The following is a 19,507-nucleotide window of genomic DNA, read 5'->3' as shown; positions in this document are numbered from 1 at the left end:
TGATAGAAAGTAGCTTGAACGTGTGACAACTTAAATCACATGTCTATGATAGCATCGAAAGCTCCTAAAAATGTTTTGTTAGTTGAATGTGTGCTGACGACGATGATTTTGTCAGGGAAAGCTTGTATCAATTCACCGATTAAATTCTCATTTTTTTCGTCTAGGCCGGAAGTCGGTTCATCAAAAATTAAGACATCAGAATTTTTAAAAAGGGCTCTGGCAATTTCGAGTCGTTTCGTTTCTCCGCCAGATAATTTATAGGAACTGTTTGGGCCAATTATCTCATTCAACAGATGATGACTGGCTAAGTCACTTAAGCCACTACTAATTAAACTGTGAATGACGTCGTCTTCTTTGTAATCATGAAGTAAGCTAACGTTATTGGCGATACTGGTTGTTAATAAACTCGTTTGTTGTGGTGAATAAGCTAATTTACGATAAAGAGAGTGGGGATTTATTTGATCTATGGCTATCCCATCAATTAATATCTGGCCACTAGTCAAGGGATAGATTCCTGAAATTAAGTTGATGATGGTCGTTTTCCCTGCACCACTTTGTCCTGTAACGGCATATTTTTTGCCTTTTTCAAAGACATAATTGAAATTGGTGATAATTTTTTTGGAGTTAATGCTAAAAGAAACCTTTTTTAATTCAATTAACTCAATTTTATCAATGGATACAAGGGAGGAGGAGACATCTTTATGGTCTAAGGTAATGTAATCAAGCAAGTCAGCAACGATTTTTTTACTGCTGACTAGGTCAGTGTAGGAACTACTTAAGTATTCTAATGGTCCGGCAATAGTGCTCATTAAGGTAGTCATGGCTATGAGGTCAGGCAACTCTATTTTATGGTATAGAACAAAAAATGCTCCGACAATCCATGTCCCTGAATAAGCGAGTGCGCCTAAAAAATATGAAAGAGCATAGGTCAACCCTTGGGTTGTGTCGAAGTTTATCTTGGCAGCTTTTAGTTTGGTACTGCTCTTAACTAATCGTTTATTGTATTTAGTAAAACTATTGCCTGTTTTTAAGGTAATAAAACTGGCGATTAATTCTTCAAACAAGGAAAAAAAATCATTCTGAGCCTCCATCGCGCTCTTTTTTTTATGAGCTAGCAACTTTTTAGCGAAGTAAGGTGAGAGTAATGGAAACAGAGATAATAAAACAATGATGCCAGCAAACGATAATTCTAAACGTAAAGCAAAAAACAGTGAAAACAGGAAAATAAAAGCGCTTAGAACTGCTGAGAGCGCGGGTTTTAAAAAATCATTTTCCATGATGTTAAAATCGTTGGTCAATTTAGTGAGATAAGTATTTTTATCAGAGGTGACCATCTCATACTCACTAATGGTTTCGATTTTTGAGATTAATTTAAGCCGATTTTTAGCCATGATGGCATTAACAAGTTTAGTTTTGGTGACTCGCGGAAGAAAGTCCGCGACAGAATCGAGTGCCATGTAAAGTAAAGCGACGATTGAAGCGATTAATAATGTTTCAACGTTTCCTGAGAGAGCTGTTTTTGTTAGAAGCTGATAGATAAAAGCAACCCCCACTTGAATTCCTGCTGATACGAAACAGATTATGGTGTGTAAGATAAGCTGTTGTTTATGTGCTAAAAACATATTTTTCAATGAAATCCCTCCTCCTATAAAGCTATTATAAAGGATTGTTAACTAGTGAGCAATCGGCGATTTCCTGCTGATTGAGTGAAGTTTGACAGAAGTTTATCAAAAGAAAACAGACTAATTTTAAAAAAGAGGTTGCCAAATGAAAACGATTGTGTTAAATTATAGTTAAATAAAAACGTTTTTATTAAAAGGAGATGAGGCAGTGAAACAGAAAAAAACCACTATTAAAGATGTGGCTAAAGCGGCAGGCGTCTCTATTTCCACTGTCTCGAATGCCCTTAACGATGTGGACGTTTTAAAAGCTGATACGAAAGCGCATATTTTGGAAGTAGCGGAAAAACTTAACTATGTTCCGAATTTGAATGGTCAATTGCTAAAATCTAATCGCACAAAGATGTTAGGCTTTTTCACCACAAGTGTCAGCGGACCATATTTCTATAAGTTAGTCGAAGCAATGGCGAAGGAATGTGAACGGCTAGGGTATGTCTTAAGTATCCAAATTACCAGTAATAAAAGCATGATTTTAAATCACATTCTAGGTAGACGATTTGATGGAAACATCATCTTTGAACAATCGGTCTTTTTCGAGGAAGAAGAGGCGATGTTGGCTAAAGAGAATATCCAAACAGTTTATCTGGATCGAAAAGTTGAAAATAAGACGAGCAGTAGTGTGGTCTTTGATTCTTTTCAAGACGGTTATGAAATGACCCGCCACTTAATTAGCCTCGGTCATAAGAAAATTGCCTTTATCAAAGGATTTCCAGGGGCTTATGACGGCGAAGAACGTTTCCGAGGGTTTCAAGTGGCTATGACGGAAAGTCGCTTGGAGATTCCTGAAGCCTATGTCTTAGCGGGGCAATTTGAAGAAAAGGCTTCTTATGAGGCGGTTAAACAGTTTATTGAAACTAGCCGAGTGGATCTACCGGACGCCTTTATGGCTGCCAATGATTTAAGTGCGATCGGTTGTATTAAGGCTTTAAAGGCTGAAGGTTATGTGGTGCCAGATGATTTTAGCGTAACAGGTTTTGATGACATTGAGATAGCCGAATATTTCCCACCACCTTTAACGACGATTCGCAATCCCATTGCTCGCCAAGGTGTGGTGGCAATTCAACAGTTAGTTCGTCAAGTGGAGGAACAGGCTGTTGGAAAAATTATTTGTTTAGAAGGCGATGTAGTCATTCGGAAGTCATCTTTCTTAAAAAGATAGACTTTCGAAAGATTTTTAGCTAATAAATAAAAACGTTTTTATTTATTGGGAATTATAAAGTATCTCGAATAGGAGGAAGCGGTTTGAAAAAAGAAAACCCCGGATCAGGGGGAGTTTCAGTGAAGAAAAAGGATTTTTGGGGACGCTTAAAGCGCCAGGGAATGTTTCAAGGGATGGTGGCACCAGGCATTATCCTGATGATCATTTTTAGTTTTGTGCCGATGTATGGGATTGTAATCGCTTTTAAAGATTACTCGGTATTGGATACTATTGGCAATGCGCCGTGGGTTGGCACTTATTATTTTAAGGAGTTCTTTTCTGACCCGATGTTTTGGACAGTGATGAAAAACACCTTGGGAATTAGTTTCTTAAAATTAGCTTTTGGCTTTCCGGCAGCAATTATTTTAGCCGTGTTGATCAATGAAATCGTCAACAAGCAGTTAAAGAAAATCGTGCAAACGATTTCTTATCTACCGCACTTCTTATCATGGGTAATTCTCGGTGGGATGTTCATCACGTGGTTGTCAGATACTGGTTTGGTTAATAATTTATTAGTTGATTTTGGCCTGATTGCTAAGCCGATAAAATTTTTAACAGACCCAAAACATTATTGGTCAGTAGCAGTCTTCTCTGATATTTGGAAAGAGGTCGGTTGGAATACGATTCTCTATATTGCGGCAATGACCGGTATTAATCCAGCTTTGTATGAAGCGGCTAAGATGGATGGCGCCACTAAAATTAGACAAGTTATAAGCATTACGATTCCCTCGATCCGTCATATTATTGCCTTAAACTTCGTCTTGTCAGTAGGGGGCTTACTTGGTTCAAACTTAGACCAAACTCTGGTCTTGCAAAACCCTGTTAATTATCAAGCTAGTGAAGTTATTAACTCCTATGTCTACAAGATGGGGATTCAACAAGGGGATTTCTCTTACGCTACAGCTGTCGGCTTATTCGTCTCGCTGGTCTCCTTAGTATTAGTGGTCGGCAGTCATTTTATTACCAAAAAAATCAGCGATACATCCGTATTTTAGGAAGGAGATCAGAGCATGAACAAGATGTACAGCAAAGATGAAAAAGTATTCAATGTCTTTAACGTTATTTTTATGATATTTTTTGTGGCGATTATCGCGTTGCCGCTATGGAACATCATCGCGTTATCTTTTAATGATGCGACGGATTCCATTAAAGGCGGCTTGTATTTTTGGCCGCGAGAGTTTTCTTTAGAAAGTTATTTTACGGTGTTTGAAGACAAGCAAATTTATAAAGCCTTTGTCATATCAATCGCCAAAACATTAATTGGCGTAGTCTTACATACCTTTGTGACGGCCATTGTCGCTTATGGTATTTCCAAGCCTAATTTAATTGGGCGCAAGTTATACATGAATATGGGAATTATGACGATGTTTGTCAGTGGCGGGATGATCCCCACCTTCCTTTTATTTAAATCTTTAGGGTTATTAAATAATTTCTGGGTATATATTATCCCTGTTCTATTTTCTTTTTACGATATGGTGATTTTAATGAACTTTTTCCGTAGTGTCCCAGCATCATTGGAAGAATCGGCAGAGATCGACGGTGCTAGTCCTTTCACTATTTTCTTAAAAATTATTTTGCCACTATCTTTGCCAGTTTTAGCAACCATCGCTTTATTCCACGGCGTTTATCAGTGGAATGACTATATGACAGCGAACATCTATATCGATGATCGTTCCTTATATCCATTGCAGATGTTGTTGTTTAGAATTGTTTCAGAAAACTTATCACCAGCTGTTGCAACAGGAACGAATGTGGTGCGAAATACCACCTCACAATCCATGCAGTTAGCAACTATGGTCGTCACAACTGTTCCAGTTGTTGTCGCTTATCCATTCTTACAGAAGTACTTTATCCAAGGTATGACACTTGGTTCGGTAAAAGAATAACGAAAAGGGAGAGATATGAAGATGAAGAAGAGAACACTCGTAATGACAGGATTAACGCTTTTAGCAGTGGTGGCACTAGCAGGTTGTTCCTCAAAAGAAAAAGCTGGTGGAACAGCGAAAGAAACTAAATTGCCAGAAGCCCGCTTTGAACCAGATCCACAGACTCCTAGCTGGGAAAAAGACACTGAACACGCGGCCAAGCTAAAATGGTACGTCAACTTTGACTGGTATGCTCAACCAGGTTGGGGCGTTGACACTGTTACGCGCAAAATTAAGGAAGACATGAACATTGATGTGGAGATTGTTTCTGGCAATGATGAAAAACTAAATACCATGATGGCTTCTGGTAATTTGCCTGACTTGGTAACCTTTGATAAAAACTTGACGATCGCCCAAGATGCGCCAAAATTTGCCTTACCTTTAAATCAATTAGCTGAGAAGTACGATCCTTATTTCTTGGAAGAAGCAGCTAAAAAACAAACAGTTCAGTGGTATACCAAAGAGGATGGCAACATTTACGGCTACCCGAGTTTCTCTGTTACTCAAGACGATTACGATGCTGGAAACACGGTTGGTGATCAGGTCTTTATCGTCAGAAAAGACATTTATGAAAAAATTGGCAAACCGGATATGAGTACACCAGAAGGCTTTTTAAGCGCTTTGGAAAAAGCCAAAGAAGCTACTCCAAAAGCCGATGATGGCTCTGAATTAATTGGCTTTGCTTCAACAGCGATCGACATTGCCAATGGTGGCGATGGCGCTATGGGGGGAACCTTACAAGACTTCTTAGCAATTCCTGTTTCAAAAGATGATGCTTGGTATGACCGCGATGCCGATGAAGAATACATCACGTGGTTGGAAACCTTGCGCCAAGCTTATAACAAAGAGTTAATGAGCGACGAACAGTTTTCTGATAACGATAATACGATGAAAGAAAAATTGTCTCAAGGAAAATATTTTGCCTACTTACACAGCAACACTAAAGGTTTAAATGAGTTTATGTCAAATAATAATAAACGAAATAAAGATCAGGAATATATCGCCATTGATGGTCCGAAAAACAGTGCTGGAGATGATTCGGTCTTTACAGGTGGGACAATTGGTGGTTGGACCAATACCTTTATTACCAACCAAACCAAAGAGCCACAAAAAGCCATGGAATTGCTAACTTATTTAACTAGTAAGTACGGTAATATGGTTGCCACCTTTGGAATTGAAGGTGAAACTTATGAACTGGTGGATAACAAAGCTGTGCTTTCAGAAGAAACAGAGGCTTTACGTAACTCAGATATTGCCAAATTTGATAAAACAGTCGGTTTAGGTAGTTACTGGTTTACGATTGACTCTGCTTACACACTGTCAATGGGTGAAGAGCCTGCCACATCAATCCGTCAAATGGTTCGTTGGGCAGATGATAAATTGGCTCCAAGATTTGAAATTGAAGAGATTGACCCAACACCTGGAACTAGCCTAGCTCGTAATTTAACGACGATTAACACAGATCGCGTTCAGGCGATTGTCAAATATTTGGAAGCAACTGACGAAAAAGCTGGCAAACAAGTCTGGGATGATTTCTTGGCAAGTCGTGACAATAATAATTTCGAAAAAATCACCAAGGAACGCAATGATAAGTTAGCTGATAATGTTAAAAAGCTAAAATAGACAAAGTAGTTGCAATGATGATCGACGTAGGAGGAAAGCCAGATGTTTTCAATGACCAGTAAGTTTTATCAATTTTGTGTGGCAGTTTATCGATTGATTTGTTTAAATGCCTTGTTTCTCGTATTTTGCTTGCCAATCGTCACTATTGGGGCGTCGTTTTCAGCTTTGATTCACACCTTAACCACAACTGATGATGTGAACATCTGGGGCCCCTTCTTGCGATCTTTTAAGAGAAAGTTTCGCCGAAGCCTACCGTTAATGGCCTTTAATATCGCTTCATTTTTATTTGTTAGCAGTTTACAAGTTACCAATATAGGCGGTTCAAGTTTTTTACATATGGTAAAGCTGGTATTTATCAGCTTTATCATTTCTTATAATATCAACACCTATATCGTTGATAACCTGTTCATGAAGCAAAACGTAATGGAAGTATTTAGATTAACCTTTATTTTTACGCTAGGGACCTTCTTTAAGACCTGTTTTTTTCCGTTATTAGTGATGGTACTAGCCTACTTTTCACTTTCAGTTGCAGGCTATGGCACATTGTTCCTTGTCATCAGTTTACCGATGATGCTCTACCTGCGCTTTATTAAGAAAGACAGGGTGAGCATTGAAAAGAACGAAGAATTAGCCAAGCACCAGCTTGGCCCCAGTGAAGAAGTTACCTATTAGTTTAAGGAGTGGAAAGATGACGTATTATGTGGGAATAGACATTGGAGGCACCAATGTTAAATTTGGATTAGTTACTGAAACGGGAGAGATATTGGCAGATGGTAAAGTCAGTACCAATCATAACGGGGCAGAACTTATTCAAACAATTAAAGGGATTGTCAGTAAGTATCAACAAGAGTACCTGATAACTGCTGTAGGTTTGAGTGTTCCGGGAGTAGTGGAAGAAAATGGCTTTCTAACAACTGGGGGGTCAATTCAGGATTTTTATGGGATTGATTTAAAAGGGCTTTTGGAAGAGACGTTAAGTCTGCCAGTGTTTGTGGAAAATGATGCTAATAGTGCCGCTTTGGCAGAAAAATGGTTAGGTGCGGGAAAAGACTATCAACACATGTTGTGTGTGGTCGTAGGAACCGGTATTGGTGGCGGGATTATTCTTAATGGCGAGTTGTTCCGCGGGGCTCACTCCAACGCGGGGGAATTTGGTTTTATGGTGGTTCAACCTATTAAAAATCACGACACTCGCTTGGCTACCTTGAGTTTGACGGGTTCGGTGCAGTGCGGGGTGGTTAGCCCTTACGAAGTTAGTCAACAGGGTCATGAAACCAACCAACTTGATGGTGAAACTGTTTTTCGTTTAGCGGCTGAGGGGGATGTCGTTGCGCAAGAATTAATTGATGTATTTTACGATCGCTTAGCTCTGGGAATTTTTAACATAGGGATTTCTTTTGATCCGGAAATTGTTTTAATCGGCGGCGCAATTAGTAGTAATCAGGCGTTTATGAAAGAGTTAGAACGTCGCGTGAATCTGTTGAAAGAGGGTCATATTGATATGGGAAATGTTCAACTGCCACAAATTAGAAGCTGTCAGTTTTTTAATCAAGCAGGCATTATTGGGGCCGTTTACCGTTCGATAACTGCTTTAGCGAAGGAGGCTAAATAAATGAACCTGACAACCTTATTATCAGAGATGACGTTAGCTGAAAAAATTGGACAGCTTGTCCAATTGACGCCTAACTTTTTTGAAGAAGGGGCCGGTGAAATTACTGGACCTTTACAAGAGTTAGGATTAACTCAAGAGAATTTATTTCAAATAGGATCGGTACTGGGCACTCATACAAAGGAGCAAGTCATTCAAATTCAGCAAGCTTATTTGGCTAAGAGCCGGTTGAAGATCCCCTTGATGTTTATGGCGGATGTGGTTCATGGCTATGAAACGATCTTTCCAGTTCCCTTAGCCTTGGCCTCTTCTTGGAACCCAGAATTGGTTAAAGAAATGGCCAGTTTATCTGGTCATGAAGCTAGCGATGCGGGCATTCAAGTAACATTTTCGCCAATGGTTGATTTAGTTAGAGATGCTCGCTGGGGTCGTGTTATGGAAAGCACTGGCGAAGATCCGTATTTAAATAGTTTGTTAGCTGCGGCTTTTGTCAAAGGGTATCAGGGAGAGCAAGCTGAGCTTGAGACTAATTATCAAAAAATAGCAGCTTGCGTTAAACATTTTATCGGCTATGGAGCTGCTGAAGGAGGCCGCGATTACAATACTGTCGATATTTCCACCATTAATTTGTATCAATACTATCTGCCTTCTTTTAAAGCGGCTATTGATGCTGGCGTTAAATTGGTTATGACCTCATTTAATACAATCAATGGGATACCAGCCAGCGGAAATCAGTGGCTAATGAAGACTGTTTTACGCGAGCGTTTAGGGTTTAATCAAGTCTTGATTTCTGATTGGGCTGCTATTTGGGAACTGATTCCCCACGGTGTCGCGCCAGATTTAAGAAAAGCGGCTCAATTAGCTCTGGAAGCGGGGGTCGATATCGACATGATGACGCCAGCTTATCAAAAGAGTTTAGCTGAGTTACTGACAGCTGATGATATTTCGGAAGACTTAATTGATCAAGCTGTGTTGCGTGTCTTACAATTAAAAGCTGACTTGGGCTTGTTTCATGATCCTTATCGTGGCTTGTTATCAGAAGATCGTCGAGAATTGCTTTATCCCGAAATAGCGGCTGCTTCACGGCGGATTGCCAGTCAGTCAATGGTTTTGTTAAAAAATGAGCAAGAAGTTTTACCGTTGCAGATGACACAAAAAGTTGGCTTAGTGGGGCCTTTTGCCACGTCTCAAGATGTTTTGGGAGCATGGTCGTGGATTGGTGACACGGCTAAAAGTGTCACCTTAGCCGCTGGCTTGAAAGCTAGTCTGCCAGACTTACCTGTTGTGGGGACTGATGATCGAGTTAACTTTACCGCACAGGAAAGAGAACAGATGGTGACGTTGGCGAAAGCAGTGGATCGGTTAATCGTTGCCTTAGGTGAAAGTTCGGAAGAAACAGGTGAGGCTGCCAGCAAAGCTAATATCGCCTTACCCGCTAGCCAGATCAGATTATTAAAAGAGTTGTATGCGGTCAATCAAAACATTGTGGTGGTCTTGTTTAATGGTCGTCCTTTGGAGCTAAGCGAGGTCTTTGCTCATAGCCAAGGTGTTTTAGAAGCTTGGTTCCCTGGTTCCGAAGCTGGCAACGCCATTGCGGATGTTCTCCTTGGAAGGGTTAACCCTTCTGGTAAGTTAACGATGAGCTTTCCTGAGAAAGTCGGACAGGTACCAATCTATTACAATCAGCTAAGAACTGGTCGTCCGTTAACGGTTGAAAATCAGGATCAAAAATATATTTCACGTTATATGGATGTCAGCAATGATCCCCTATTGCCTTTTGGGTATGGTCTAAGTTATACAAACTTTGAGTGGAGCGTCACCCAATCAAGCCAGAATTTAAGTGAGAATCAGGCGATAACCTTTGAGGTTAAAATTAAAAACACTGGCAGGTACAGTGGAAAAGAGACTATTCAATGTTATGTTAAGACTCTTTTTGCCGAAGTTGCTCGGCCACAACGCGAATTGAAACAATTTGTTCAAGTGGCGTTGGAAGCAGGTGCAGAAAAAACTGTTACCCTTAGGATCACACCAGCAGATCTGGCCTATGTTCACAGTGATTTGGAGAGTCGAACAGACAAAGGGGAGTATCACGTCTATCTTGGCAATAGTAGCTTAGCACCAAAAGTTGGAGAAATTTACTTTCAGTAGCACAAAGACACGCCTACTTCTTTCAAAGGACAGTTGGCGTGTCTTTGTGTTAAACTGGAATCAATCATCAACTAAGGAGTGACTTATGGATAAATTATTAGCACAATTTTTAAGAAAAGCCAAAAGCAACCATCGTGTGATCAATGCTATTCAAATTCATCAAAAAGGAGCATTAGTAGTTGATTTTAATCGGTTTAATGATAAGGAGCGGTTTCACAGTTTTTCAGCTAGCAAGAGTGTGACGGCTATTGGTGTGGGGATCGCCATCGATGAAGGGTTACTCACCTTGGATGAAAAAATAGCCGACAGTTTTGCGGAGTATATTCCCGCAAATGCTGATGGAAAAGTGTACGATATTACGGTTGAGCATCTGCTGAAGATGAGCTGTGGTCTTAAAGAGCCCTTGTTCTTTTTTAGTACACCGGAACGATATCAGATTAAAGATTGGATTGCCCATTTTTTTGCCGCTGAATTTGAACACCAACCAGGCACTCATTTTTTATATTCTAACTTTAATGCCTATATGCTAAGCTGTTTAATTGAAAAAAAATGTGGGGTCAATCTATGTGCCTATCTGGAAGATCGTTTATTTAGCCCTTTAGGTATTTACAGTCCTGATTGGTTCCGTTGTCCCATGGGGCACACGACAGGAGCCAATGGTTTGTTTCTGACGATCGATGAAATGGCCAGCTTTGGTCAATTGTTGATCAATCAAGGTTCTTACCATGGGACGCAACTTGTCTCACAAGGGTTTATGGCAGCCGCTACTCAAAATCAATACGAAGAACATGGTCCAGAACATGGCTATGGCTATCAGATTTGGCGGAGTAATGATGAGCAGTCCTATCATGTGTCGGGAAAATACGGTCAGCTGATTTATGTGCTGGAAGCAGAAGAGACTGTGGTTTCAGTTCAATCTTTAGATGAACAAGATATTGAGAGTTTTCTCTGGGATGAGCTTATCCTGCCTTTAAAAGCTTACGTAAATAGCGAAAATTAATCGGAGAGCAAGGAAAGAGCCAACCTATTATTTGATAGGTTGGCTTTTCGTAATGTTCAGATTATTTTACGGGATGTAGATAGCTAAGGATTGTCTAAAAAAAAGTTAATTTTGTTCAAAAGTTGTCAGCTGAACACCAGAATAGGCTATGATAAGTAATAATAAAGGAAGTGGGGGATGAAGATGAAAGTAGTTGTTTTAGCAGGTGGTCTAAGTATGGAACGGGATGTGTCACTGAGTTCTGGCAGTATGGTAGCTAACGGATTGATGGCAAAAGGCCATCAGGTTCTCTTAGTGGATGTCTATGAAGGTGTCAGGGACAGCGCCGATTTTACCGAAGCCTTTGGCAAACATCAACAAGAGCACTATGATTATGAAGTGCCTGTCATACCACCTGATTTAGTCGCGATTGAGATGGCAAATGGCAATGGTGGTGCCCTGATTGGCCCCAATGTTTTAAGTATTTGTCAGAGTGCGGATGTGACTTTTCTGGCCTTACACGGTGCAATGGGCGAAAATGGGCAAATTCAAGCTACTTTGGATCTACACAATATTACGTATACAGGTTCAAGTTATGCTGGCAGTTTGTTGGCGATGGACAAAGTCTTATCCAAACAGCTGATGGCTGCCTATGGGGTCCAATCGCCTAAATGGTCTGAGGTCAATTTAGAAGTGGTTGATATTACTACCGTATATCAACAAATTGATTTGCCTTGTGTGATTAAGCCGGTCAGTGGAGGGTCCTCAATTGGCGTTTCATTAGTGCGAACAGAAATGGAGTTTATTCAAGCGGTTGAATTGGCTAAAACCGTTGAACCGACAGTCTTAATAGAAGAGTTGATAACTGGCCGTGAATTTTCTGTGGGCATCTTGGCTGGCGAACCCTTACCTGTTATTGAGATTATTCCAACCTCAGGTTTTTATGATTATCAGAATAAATACCAGGCAGGTCGTACAAATGAAATCTGTCCAGCGATGATTAGCTCGGCCTTGGCGGAGCGATTGGGTGCTGAAGCTTTGAAAGTTCATCAGTTATTGCGTTTAGGTGGTTATTCACGAGTTGATTTTCTGGTGACCAAAGAAGGTCAAACTTATTGTTTAGAAGCCAATACCTTACCAGGCATGACACCGACCAGCCTTTTGCCCCAAGAAGCAGCAGTGGCGGGCATTGATTATCCAGAGTTATGCGATAGATTAGTTCGTTTGAGTTTCAGCTAGGTTAGTTTATTAACACCATGCCAATAACTGATGGGGTGGTGTTTTAGTAGTCTACTCTTTAATGGCTTGAACGACAATCAGTAAGAAACCAGCCGTTGTTTTAATCGGTTTAAAAAGTAAGAAGAACATTGAAAGGACGGTGTTTGCGTGATATACTGAACGTGAGTTAATTCACAAAAGTAGTGTTAGAGCGTAGTGGACGATCATTAGTGCTGTATTTTTACTGAAGGCCATCTTTTGAGACTTATTTTTGTTAGAGGGAAGTTGAAAAGACAGCAAGTATTTGTTGCGCTTGGAAAAATGATAAAATGGTTTAGTTATTTAGTAAATGTTATCTTTTGGGGCAAGCATCAAGTGAATTTTTTATTGGAAAATCAATGACAAGAAAGAAATGGTGTAAGAAATGAGTGATAAGAAAGATCCAGGTGATCAATATCTTCGCGCATTGGGATATCAAGAAGGGATAGAGCATGTGGCCAGAACAATGTTAAGAGATAGACTACCCTTGTGTACAATTTCGCGATATACAGGTATTGATATTGATTGTTTAAAAAAGAAGGAAGTGGCGTATAAGAAGGCCTAGCAACAACTGATGACTGCAAAAAAATTTTGCTTGATATCAAATCGTTCAAATAGAAGGTGTTTTATGAAAAAGAGCTAGGGTGGGACTGATGTCTCGCCTTATTTTTGTTGGGGGACTCCGCTAAAGCATCGAGTAATTAACGTTGAGAGGTATGAGAGGATAGTTGGAAATGAACAAAGGTAACGGAGGGGAGATAGCTTAAAAAGAAGGTTTGGACGCTGGGAAGTGGTTTTGTTTGTGAAGATGATAATTTGAGCTAGGTTCCTTTTTTTACTATTATCTGTAAACGCTTCCTTGTTAAACTGAAGGTAAGAAGTAACAGAAAGGGGAAAGACAGATGAAGATTAAAGCAGCAGTAGTCCAAGGGGAAGGTCAGCCCTATGATATTCAAACAGTTGAATTGGCTGAGCCTCAAGGAACAGATATTTTATTAAGAGTGGTTGCGTCAGGAATATGTCGGTCAGATTATGCAGAGCGAAACGGTAATTCGATTAAATTTCCTAATGTTCTTGGTCATGAAGGGGCAGGGATTGTCGAAAAAGTTGGCTCAGCTGTCACAAGTGTTGTACCTGGTGATCATGTTATTTTGTCATATGGTTATTGTCAAGAGTGTCAGCGGTGTTCGGAAGGACATCCATCCTCATGTATTCATTGGTTGGACATTAACAACGCGGGAACTAATAAGCGAGGCGAGTTTGTTTTTGAACAGGCAGACGGCACGAAAATCAACAATTTCTTTAATCAAAGTGCGTTTGCAACCCATAGCTTAGTAGATGAATCCAATATTGTCAAGGTGGATAAAGACATTGACTTGCGCCTTTTGGGGCCTTTAGGTTGCGGCTTAGGGACGGGGAGTGGTGCGGTTTTAGATGTACTACGACCAAAAGTTGGCCAATCAATTGCGATTTTTGGTACTGGAGCAGTTGGTTTTGCTGCTTTAATGGCTGCTAAAGTGGCCGGCTGCGGCACGATTATTGCGTTGGATATTAATGAAGAACGTCTTGCTAAAGCTGAAGAATTAGGCGCGACGCATGTGATTAATAGTGGGATCGATAGCGAACAAGTGGTCGGCAAAATTCGCGAGATAACCAATGGCCTTGGAGCAGATTATGTGATTGATACTTCAGGGGTTCAACCCGTGATGAATCAAGCTATGGAGGCAGTCGCTAACGGTGGAACCTTCGTGCCATTAGCTGTGACGAAGCAGAATTTTGAAGTCAACACCTTCTTCGATTTAGTTTTTGGTAACAAAAAGATTGTCGGCTGTTTAATTGGTGACACCATGCCTAAGTTCCATCTGCCACGTCTCATTGAATTGTATAAAGAAGGTAAGTTTCCCTTTGATCAATTTGTTAAGTATTACCCATTTGCCGATATTAATCAAGCGGAAGCGGACTCAGTTTCAGGGAAAGTATTGAAGTCAGTGGTGGTAATGGACGAATCTTATCAACCACCAAGTTAAAGAAAGGGGCGAATTAGATGGAAATCAATGAATTAGTCACTAAGGCGAAATTGGCGATGGCGGAAATTGAGGCCTATGATCAGGAGCAAACCGACGAGTTGACACGCGTCATCGCTGAAGCTATCTTAGCTCACGATGTTGAATTAGCAGAGGAGGCGGTAGCAGAAACCGGCTTAGGTCGGGTTGATCACAAGACAGGAAAAAATCAGGGTATGGCCACTAATATTTACAATCACTTAAAGGGCAAAAAATCTGTTGGCATTATTGGAAGAGAACCAGAGAAAGGGCTGATTAAAGTAGCCCATCCCATGGGAGTTGTTGGGTCTGTGGCACCGACTACCAATCCGACCATCACACCTTTAGGAAATGGTCTCATGGCTTTAAAAGGAAAAAATGCGATGATTGTTTCGCCTCATCCGCGAGCGTTGAAGACCACTACGCATACTGTTGAGATTATGCGAGAGGCTTTGGCATCGATTGGGGCGCCAAAGGATTTACTACAAGTTATTAGTGAACCAACTGTTGAAAAATCTCAGGAATTAATGGCTGCGGTTGATGTGGTCGTCGCTACTGGTGGTCCTGGTATGGTGAAAGCGGCTTATTCTAGTGGTAAGCCAGCATATGGGGTTGGACCGGGAAATGTTCAATTGATTTTAGATGATGACTTTAATGTGGCGGTGGCTGCCGAAATGGCTGTGATTGGTCGATCTTTTGACAATGGCATAGTGTGCGCCTGCACCCAATCTTTGATTTACCCAATTGATCGCCAAGAGGAAGTCCTTGAAGAGCTTAGAAATCAACAAGCATATGTGGTGACTGATGAAACTGAAGTCGCCAAGTTTCGGAATTTACTATTTCCAGAAGGCCGAAGTAACCCAGCTTTTGTTGGGAAGTCTCCTCAGATTATTGGTGAAGCTATTGAGGTGGCGGTGCCTGCTGACAGTGAGATCATCGCTCTAAGTTTAAGTGATTATGGCGAAGCGGATAGCTTGTCCAAAGAGAAGATGAATCCAGTGCTAGGCCTTTATGGTTATCAGAGCTTTGATCAGGCAGTGGAAATTGCCAAGGCCAACTTAAACGTGGAAGGTCGAGGCCATTCAGCAGGGATCTTAACCCATACGGAAGACCATGTCATTCGTTTAGGCCAAGAATTACCCGTTAGTCGTATCGTGGTGAATCAGCCGACAATTGATGCTGGGGGAAGTCCTAACAATGGCTTAAACCCAACGGTATCGTTGGGATGTGGCTCTTGGGGAAATAATATTATTTCAGAGAACCTAACCTTTGAGCATCTGCTCAATGTGTCGCGAATTGCGAATTTTATTGAGAAATAACGGGGAAGGCTCTCAAGTTTCTTGGGAGCCTTTTGACGAATGAAAGGGAGGGTGTGTGATGCTAAGGGATTTTTCAGCATTAAAAACTAAATCAGGAGTTCCTCTTAAACAAGTTGGGGTGATAAACCCAACTGACTCAGCCAGTTTACTTGGCATTTTTGATCGCCGTTTAACGAAACAAGTGGTTCCTGTTTTGATTGGCGATCAGTTCTTGATTGAAGCTCAAATGAACAAGTTGGAGTTGCCACTTGATTCAGTTCAGATTGTCAATACGACGCCTGAAGAGGCACCGATCCGAGGGGTTAGGCTGGTTCGTGAAGGGGCGGTTGATGTTTTGATGAAAGGCCATATTCAGACCAGCGATTTTTTGCGACCGATTGTGGCAAAAGAAACGGGAATTGTGGCAGATCAGTTGTTGACTCATGTGGCTCTTAATCAAGTGGAGGCTTATCCGAAATTACTCTTGACGACAGATGGTGGCATGGTATCTGAACCAAATTATGACGAAAAAATCATTATTATCCAACATGGTTTGGAAGTCTTAAAACAATTGGGGTATCAGTCCCCTAAAGTGGCTGTATTAGCTGCAGCAGAAACGGTTAATAAAAAGGTTAAATCCTCTGTTGAAGCCAAACAACTAAAAGCTTATTTTGAGACACACGCCTCAATTCCTTGTGACATTGACGGGCCAATTTCATTCGACTTGGCTGTCAGCCCAGAGATTGCTAAACTTAAGCACTATGAGAGTCCAGTGGCTGGTCAAGCTGATATGTTGGTGGGACCAGATATGACGGCCATGAATTTAGTGGGAAAAAGCATGATGGTCTTTGGCAAAGGAAAGATGGCAGGAATTGTTTGTGGTGCGAAGGTCCCGATTGTGATGACATCAAGAGGATCCAATAGCGAAGAAAAGTATTTGTCCATTTTATTGGCTACCTTAGTAACACCTTAATCAAGGGAGGAAGTGTGAGGATGAGGATTTTGACCATTAACCCAGGTGCAACATCAACCAAAATAGGTTATGTGGAAGAGGAAGAAATAGTTTACCAAGAAACGATTGCTCATTCTGTTGAAAAATTGCAAGTCTTCGATCACGTTCAAGATCAACTGGAATTACGATTACAAGCTGTCTTAGATCAGGTCCATGAATGGGGGCTTAACTTGAAGTTGTTAGATGGGATTGGCGCTCGCGGTGGGTTATTGCCACCAGTTCAATCAGGTGCTTATGAAATTAATCAGGCGATGTTGGACTATTTGATGTATCGGCCAAGAGTTGAACATGCCTCCAATTTAGGAGCCCTTTTAGCAGAAAAAATCAGAGCAGTAGCCGGGAAAAAAACCAGAGCCTTCGTTTATGATCCGGTAACAGTTGATGAATTTCCTCCAGTGGCGAGAATTTCTGGTTTAAAAGGAATGGAACGAGAGAGTATCGGTCACGCTTTAAATATGCGCGCGGTTGCCCGAGAGGTAGCGGAAAATCAACAACGGACCTATGAAGACGTGACCTATATTGTGGCTCATTTAGGTGGTGGCAACAGCATCAGTCTGCATCATCAGGGACGAATGGTTGATTTGATATCGGATGATGAAGGGCCTTTTTCAACAGAGCGAACGGGGGAGCTACCTGTTAAACAAGTCATTGCTTGGTGTTACGATCACAGTCAAAAAGAGATGATGACTCACTATCGGAAGCAAGGGGGGGTACTGTCTTATTTGGGAACAAATGATGCTCGTGAGGTTGAAAAAAGAATAGCTATTGGCGACGAGGAAGCTAGTCTTGTTTACGAGGCCATGGCCTATCAAATTAGTAAGGGCATCGGCAGTCTTGCCCCAATAGTTGCTGGAAAAGTGGAGGGTATTATTATGACAGGTGGTTTGGCTTATTCCGATGTGCTGATGGCTGCAGTCGAAAAGCAAGTGGCTTTTATTGCGCCAGTTTATCGTGTTCCAGGTGAGCGAGAGTTAATGGCCTTAGCTAAAGGGGTTGCCAGAGTTCTCAGAGGAGAAGAGCTCAGTCATCAATTGACATGTTGAGAGTTATTTGATTAAGAGATGAACGTATAGATAAGGAGAGGAAGAAGATGCCGGTAGGACCATTAGTGAATATGACCGCTACCTTAATTGGAGGGCTGATTGGCGCTTCAATTGGGCGCTTTATTCCAGAGTATCTCAGAATTAAGATGCCTCAGATATTTGGCTTAATTGCGTTGTGTTTAGGCGTGCCAATGTTGGTTGGCATGACTCATATGTTAAGTGTGGTAATTGCGGTGTTGGCAGGCGTGATTATTGGTGAATTATTAAAAATTGAAAAGCGGATTGAAGCCTTAGCTGGGAAAATTCGCAGTCCCTTGGAAAAAGCGCTGAAATCAACGCCAACTTTAGGGGGAGATGAGTTCATGAATCAATTTATTGCCATTTTAGTTTTATTTAGTGCCAGCGGCTTAGGCGTAATTGGCTCTATGACAGAAGGGATGACAGGTGAGTATGATATACTGCTCGTTAAATCATTGCTGGACTTTTTCACCGCCATTATTTTTGGTACCAGCCTCGGTTATATGGTTTGTTTAGCAGCGATTCCCCAAGGAGTAGTGATGTTAACCTTGTATTTTTTAGGCTCAACGATTATTCCTTTGACCACCCCTGATATGTTAGTGAATTTTTCAGCTGTTGGCGGAATCATCATGTTAGCAACCGGTTTTCAGATTATGAACATTAAAGAGTTTTCCATGGCCAATATGCTGCCAGCCCTCGTAATCATCATGCCGCTTTATGCTTGGATTGCATAAAAAATCAGAGTAGCGAGTCAGATAGAAGATCTACTATCGGGCTCGCTGCTTTTAATGGTGGTGAGTCGTTTTGATAGTGGGATGGCTATAAAATCAAATCTTTAAATTCTGTGGGAGAATAGGTTGTTTGATGCTTAAAAAATTTATTGAAATGAGGATGATCATAAAAATCAGTTTCTAAATAAGCGTCGGTGACGTTTTTGGATTGATCTAAAATTCGTGACATAGCTTGTTGTAAACGAACAGCTTGAATAACCTGTTTTGGACTTGACCCCAAGAGATTATTGAATAATTGCCGAATATAACGATCACTGACGCCGAGTTGGGCGGCCAATTCCTTAATAGAGGGTGTTGTTTCTCCTACAAGGGATTCTCTAAGAATAAAATTAATCATTTCGTGTTGTCGATATGGTAAATAGCGATTGACGTAATGCTGAAAGAGTTCAATTTTTTGATTGAAGTTTAACTGAGTGAATGTTTCCCAAGGAAAGTGGCGAAAGGCATCGGTAAATGTTTCTAAACGTGAGACTCGATTGACTAATTCATTAGCTGGCAAAAGGGAATTGAAAATATAATTGGGCGGTATTTTAACGACAAAATAGCACTTGGCTTTCGTATAAGCGACAGTTTTAATCTGCTTCATTCGACCGAAATAACAAGGACTGGTTGAACCACTTTTATCAAATTCAATGCAAATAGCAGAATAACCATCCGGCAAGATATTGGCAACTAAGCCATGTTGACTCTTCACACAAAATTCTTCAAAAATGATATCCTTTTGAGAGGCGTTGCCATCCCAAGAGTTTATTTCTCGACAAAAGGGTTCGATATCAGAGTCCAACAGTGGTTGTTTTGAAGTCAGTTCTTCCTCGGTGAAAATACTCATATAACGTCATCCTTTCCATTGTGATCAGGGCACTTTCCCATTACTATTATACCAGA

Annotated in this window: 16 protein-coding genes; 14 read left to right on the top strand and 2 right to left on the bottom strand. The window is 40.9% G+C overall.

Annotated features, from left to right (window positions below):
- Positions 1-35: 35 nt before the first annotated feature.
- The gene (locus I6N95_RS02805) at positions 36-1,622 is read right to left on the bottom strand and encodes an ATP-binding cassette domain-containing protein (protein WP_245249248.1); all 1,587 of its coding nucleotides are present in this window, start codon (positions 1,620-1,622) and stop codon (positions 36-38) included.
- Positions 1,623-1,830: 208 nt separating this feature from the next.
- Between I6N95_RS02805 and I6N95_RS02800 the strand changes: the two genes are divergently transcribed.
- The 14 genes from I6N95_RS02800 (at position 1,831) to I6N95_RS02735 (ending at position 18,565) form a co-directional block, all read left to right on the top strand.
- On the top strand, positions 1,831-2,838 hold the full coding sequence (locus tag I6N95_RS02800; protein WP_209524837.1) for a LacI family DNA-binding transcriptional regulator: 1,008 nt from the start codon (positions 1,831-1,833) through the stop codon (positions 2,836-2,838).
- A 161-nt stretch (positions 2,839-2,999) separates the two neighbouring features.
- Positions 3,000-3,872, top strand: coding sequence for an ABC transporter permease (locus tag I6N95_RS02795; RefSeq protein WP_430727525.1), 873 nt, complete (start codon positions 3,000-3,002; stop codon positions 3,870-3,872).
- A gap of 15 nt (positions 3,873-3,887) precedes the next feature.
- Positions 3,888-4,763, top strand: a complete 876-nt coding sequence (locus I6N95_RS02790; protein WP_209524836.1) for a carbohydrate ABC transporter permease — start codon at positions 3,888-3,890, stop codon at positions 4,761-4,763.
- Between the two features lie 21 nt (positions 4,764-4,784).
- Entirely contained in the window at positions 4,785-6,425 is a 1,641-nt protein-coding gene (locus tag I6N95_RS02785) for a type 2 periplasmic-binding domain-containing protein (RefSeq protein WP_245249229.1), read from the top strand.
- A 42-nt stretch (positions 6,426-6,467) separates the two neighbouring features.
- Entirely contained in the window at positions 6,468-7,097 is a 630-nt protein-coding gene (locus I6N95_RS02780) for a DUF624 domain-containing protein (RefSeq protein WP_209524834.1), read from the top strand.
- 16 nt (positions 7,098-7,113) lie between these two features.
- Positions 7,114-8,037, top strand: a complete 924-nt coding sequence (locus I6N95_RS02775; protein WP_209524833.1) for an ROK family protein — start codon at positions 7,114-7,116, stop codon at positions 8,035-8,037.
- Positions 8,038-10,182, top strand: coding sequence for a beta-glucosidase BglX (bglX, locus tag I6N95_RS02770; RefSeq protein ID WP_209524832.1), 2,145 nt, complete (start codon positions 8,038-8,040; stop codon positions 10,180-10,182).
- Between the two features lie 85 nt (positions 10,183-10,267).
- Positions 10,268-11,182 carry a serine hydrolase domain-containing protein gene (locus tag I6N95_RS02765; protein ID WP_209524831.1) on the top strand — a complete coding sequence of 305 codons (915 nt, stop codon included), beginning with the start codon at positions 10,268-10,270 and terminating at the stop codon, positions 11,180-11,182.
- A 177-nt stretch (positions 11,183-11,359) separates the two neighbouring features.
- Positions 11,360-12,400 (top strand): D-alanine--D-alanine ligase family protein, encoded by a 1,041-nt coding sequence (locus I6N95_RS02760; protein ID WP_245249228.1) that lies wholly within the window; start codon positions 11,360-11,362, stop codon positions 12,398-12,400.
- 920 nt (positions 12,401-13,320) lie between these two features.
- Positions 13,321-14,445 carry an NAD(P)-dependent alcohol dehydrogenase gene (locus I6N95_RS02755; RefSeq protein ID WP_209524830.1) on the top strand — a complete coding sequence of 375 codons (1,125 nt, stop codon included), beginning with the start codon at positions 13,321-13,323 and terminating at the stop codon, positions 14,443-14,445.
- Between the two features lie 17 nt (positions 14,446-14,462).
- Positions 14,463-15,779 carry an aldehyde dehydrogenase family protein gene (locus I6N95_RS02750; RefSeq protein ID WP_209524829.1) on the top strand — a complete coding sequence of 439 codons (1,317 nt, stop codon included), beginning with the start codon at positions 14,463-14,465 and terminating at the stop codon, positions 15,777-15,779.
- A 58-nt stretch (positions 15,780-15,837) separates the two neighbouring features.
- Entirely contained in the window at positions 15,838-16,731 is an 894-nt protein-coding gene (locus tag I6N95_RS02745) for a phosphate acyltransferase (protein ID WP_209524828.1), read from the top strand.
- Positions 16,732-16,751: 20 nt separating this feature from the next.
- A complete protein-coding gene (buk, locus tag I6N95_RS02740; protein ID WP_209524827.1) occupies positions 16,752-17,813 on the top strand; it encodes a butyrate kinase in 1,062 nt (353 codons plus the stop codon).
- Positions 17,814-17,860: 47 nt separating this feature from the next.
- Positions 17,861-18,565 carry a DUF554 domain-containing protein gene (locus I6N95_RS02735; protein WP_209524826.1) on the top strand — a complete coding sequence of 235 codons (705 nt, stop codon included), beginning with the start codon at positions 17,861-17,863 and terminating at the stop codon, positions 18,563-18,565.
- Between the two features lie 85 nt (positions 18,566-18,650).
- Here I6N95_RS02735 and I6N95_RS02730 read toward each other — a convergent pair whose 3' ends face one another.
- A complete protein-coding gene (locus I6N95_RS02730) occupies positions 18,651-19,451 on the bottom strand; it encodes a helix-turn-helix domain-containing protein (protein ID WP_209524825.1) in 801 nt (266 codons plus the stop codon).
- Between the last annotated feature and the right edge of the window lie 56 nt (positions 19,452-19,507).

The sequence above is a fragment of the Vagococcus allomyrinae genome, from assembly GCF_017829975.1.
GTDB lineage: Bacteria > Bacillota > Bacilli > Lactobacillales > Vagococcaceae > Vagococcus_D > Vagococcus_D allomyrinae.
Note: the sequence above shows the minus strand (reverse complement) of the source record. Positions and strands in the feature narration are given on the sequence as shown.

Excerpts from the sequence above, each read along its gene's own strand:
- I6N95_RS02805 (WP_245249248.1), bottom strand. The coding sequence starts at position 1,622 with ATGTTTTTAGCACATAAACAACAGCTTATCTTACACACCATAATCTGT.
- I6N95_RS02795 (WP_430727525.1), top strand. The coding sequence starts at position 3,000 with ATGTTTCAAGGGATGGTGGCACCAGGCATTATCCTGATGATCATTTTT.
- I6N95_RS02790 (WP_209524836.1), top strand. The coding sequence starts at position 3,888 with ATGAACAAGATGTACAGCAAAGATGAAAAAGTATTCAATGTCTTTAAC.
- I6N95_RS02785 (WP_245249229.1), top strand. The coding sequence starts at position 4,785 with ATGAAGAAGAGAACACTCGTAATGACAGGATTAACGCTTTTAGCAGTG.
- I6N95_RS02780 (WP_209524834.1), top strand. The coding sequence starts at position 6,468 with ATGTTTTCAATGACCAGTAAGTTTTATCAATTTTGTGTGGCAGTTTAT.
- I6N95_RS02775 (WP_209524833.1), top strand. The coding sequence starts at position 7,114 with ATGACGTATTATGTGGGAATAGACATTGGAGGCACCAATGTTAAATTT.
- bglX (WP_209524832.1), top strand. The coding sequence starts at position 8,038 with ATGAACCTGACAACCTTATTATCAGAGATGACGTTAGCTGAAAAAATT.
- I6N95_RS02765 (WP_209524831.1), top strand. The coding sequence starts at position 10,268 with ATGGATAAATTATTAGCACAATTTTTAAGAAAAGCCAAAAGCAACCAT.
- I6N95_RS02760 (WP_245249228.1), top strand. The coding sequence starts at position 11,360 with ATGAAGATGAAAGTAGTTGTTTTAGCAGGTGGTCTAAGTATGGAACGG.
- I6N95_RS02755 (WP_209524830.1), top strand. The coding sequence starts at position 13,321 with ATGAAGATTAAAGCAGCAGTAGTCCAAGGGGAAGGTCAGCCCTATGAT.
- I6N95_RS02750 (WP_209524829.1), top strand. The coding sequence starts at position 14,463 with ATGGAAATCAATGAATTAGTCACTAAGGCGAAATTGGCGATGGCGGAA.
- I6N95_RS02745 (WP_209524828.1), top strand. The coding sequence starts at position 15,838 with ATGCTAAGGGATTTTTCAGCATTAAAAACTAAATCAGGAGTTCCTCTT.
- buk (WP_209524827.1), top strand. The coding sequence starts at position 16,752 with ATGAGGATTTTGACCATTAACCCAGGTGCAACATCAACCAAAATAGGT.
- I6N95_RS02735 (WP_209524826.1), top strand. The coding sequence starts at position 17,861 with ATGCCGGTAGGACCATTAGTGAATATGACCGCTACCTTAATTGGAGGG.
- I6N95_RS02730 (WP_209524825.1), bottom strand. The coding sequence starts at position 19,451 with ATGAGTATTTTCACCGAGGAAGAACTGACTTCAAAACAACCACTGTTG.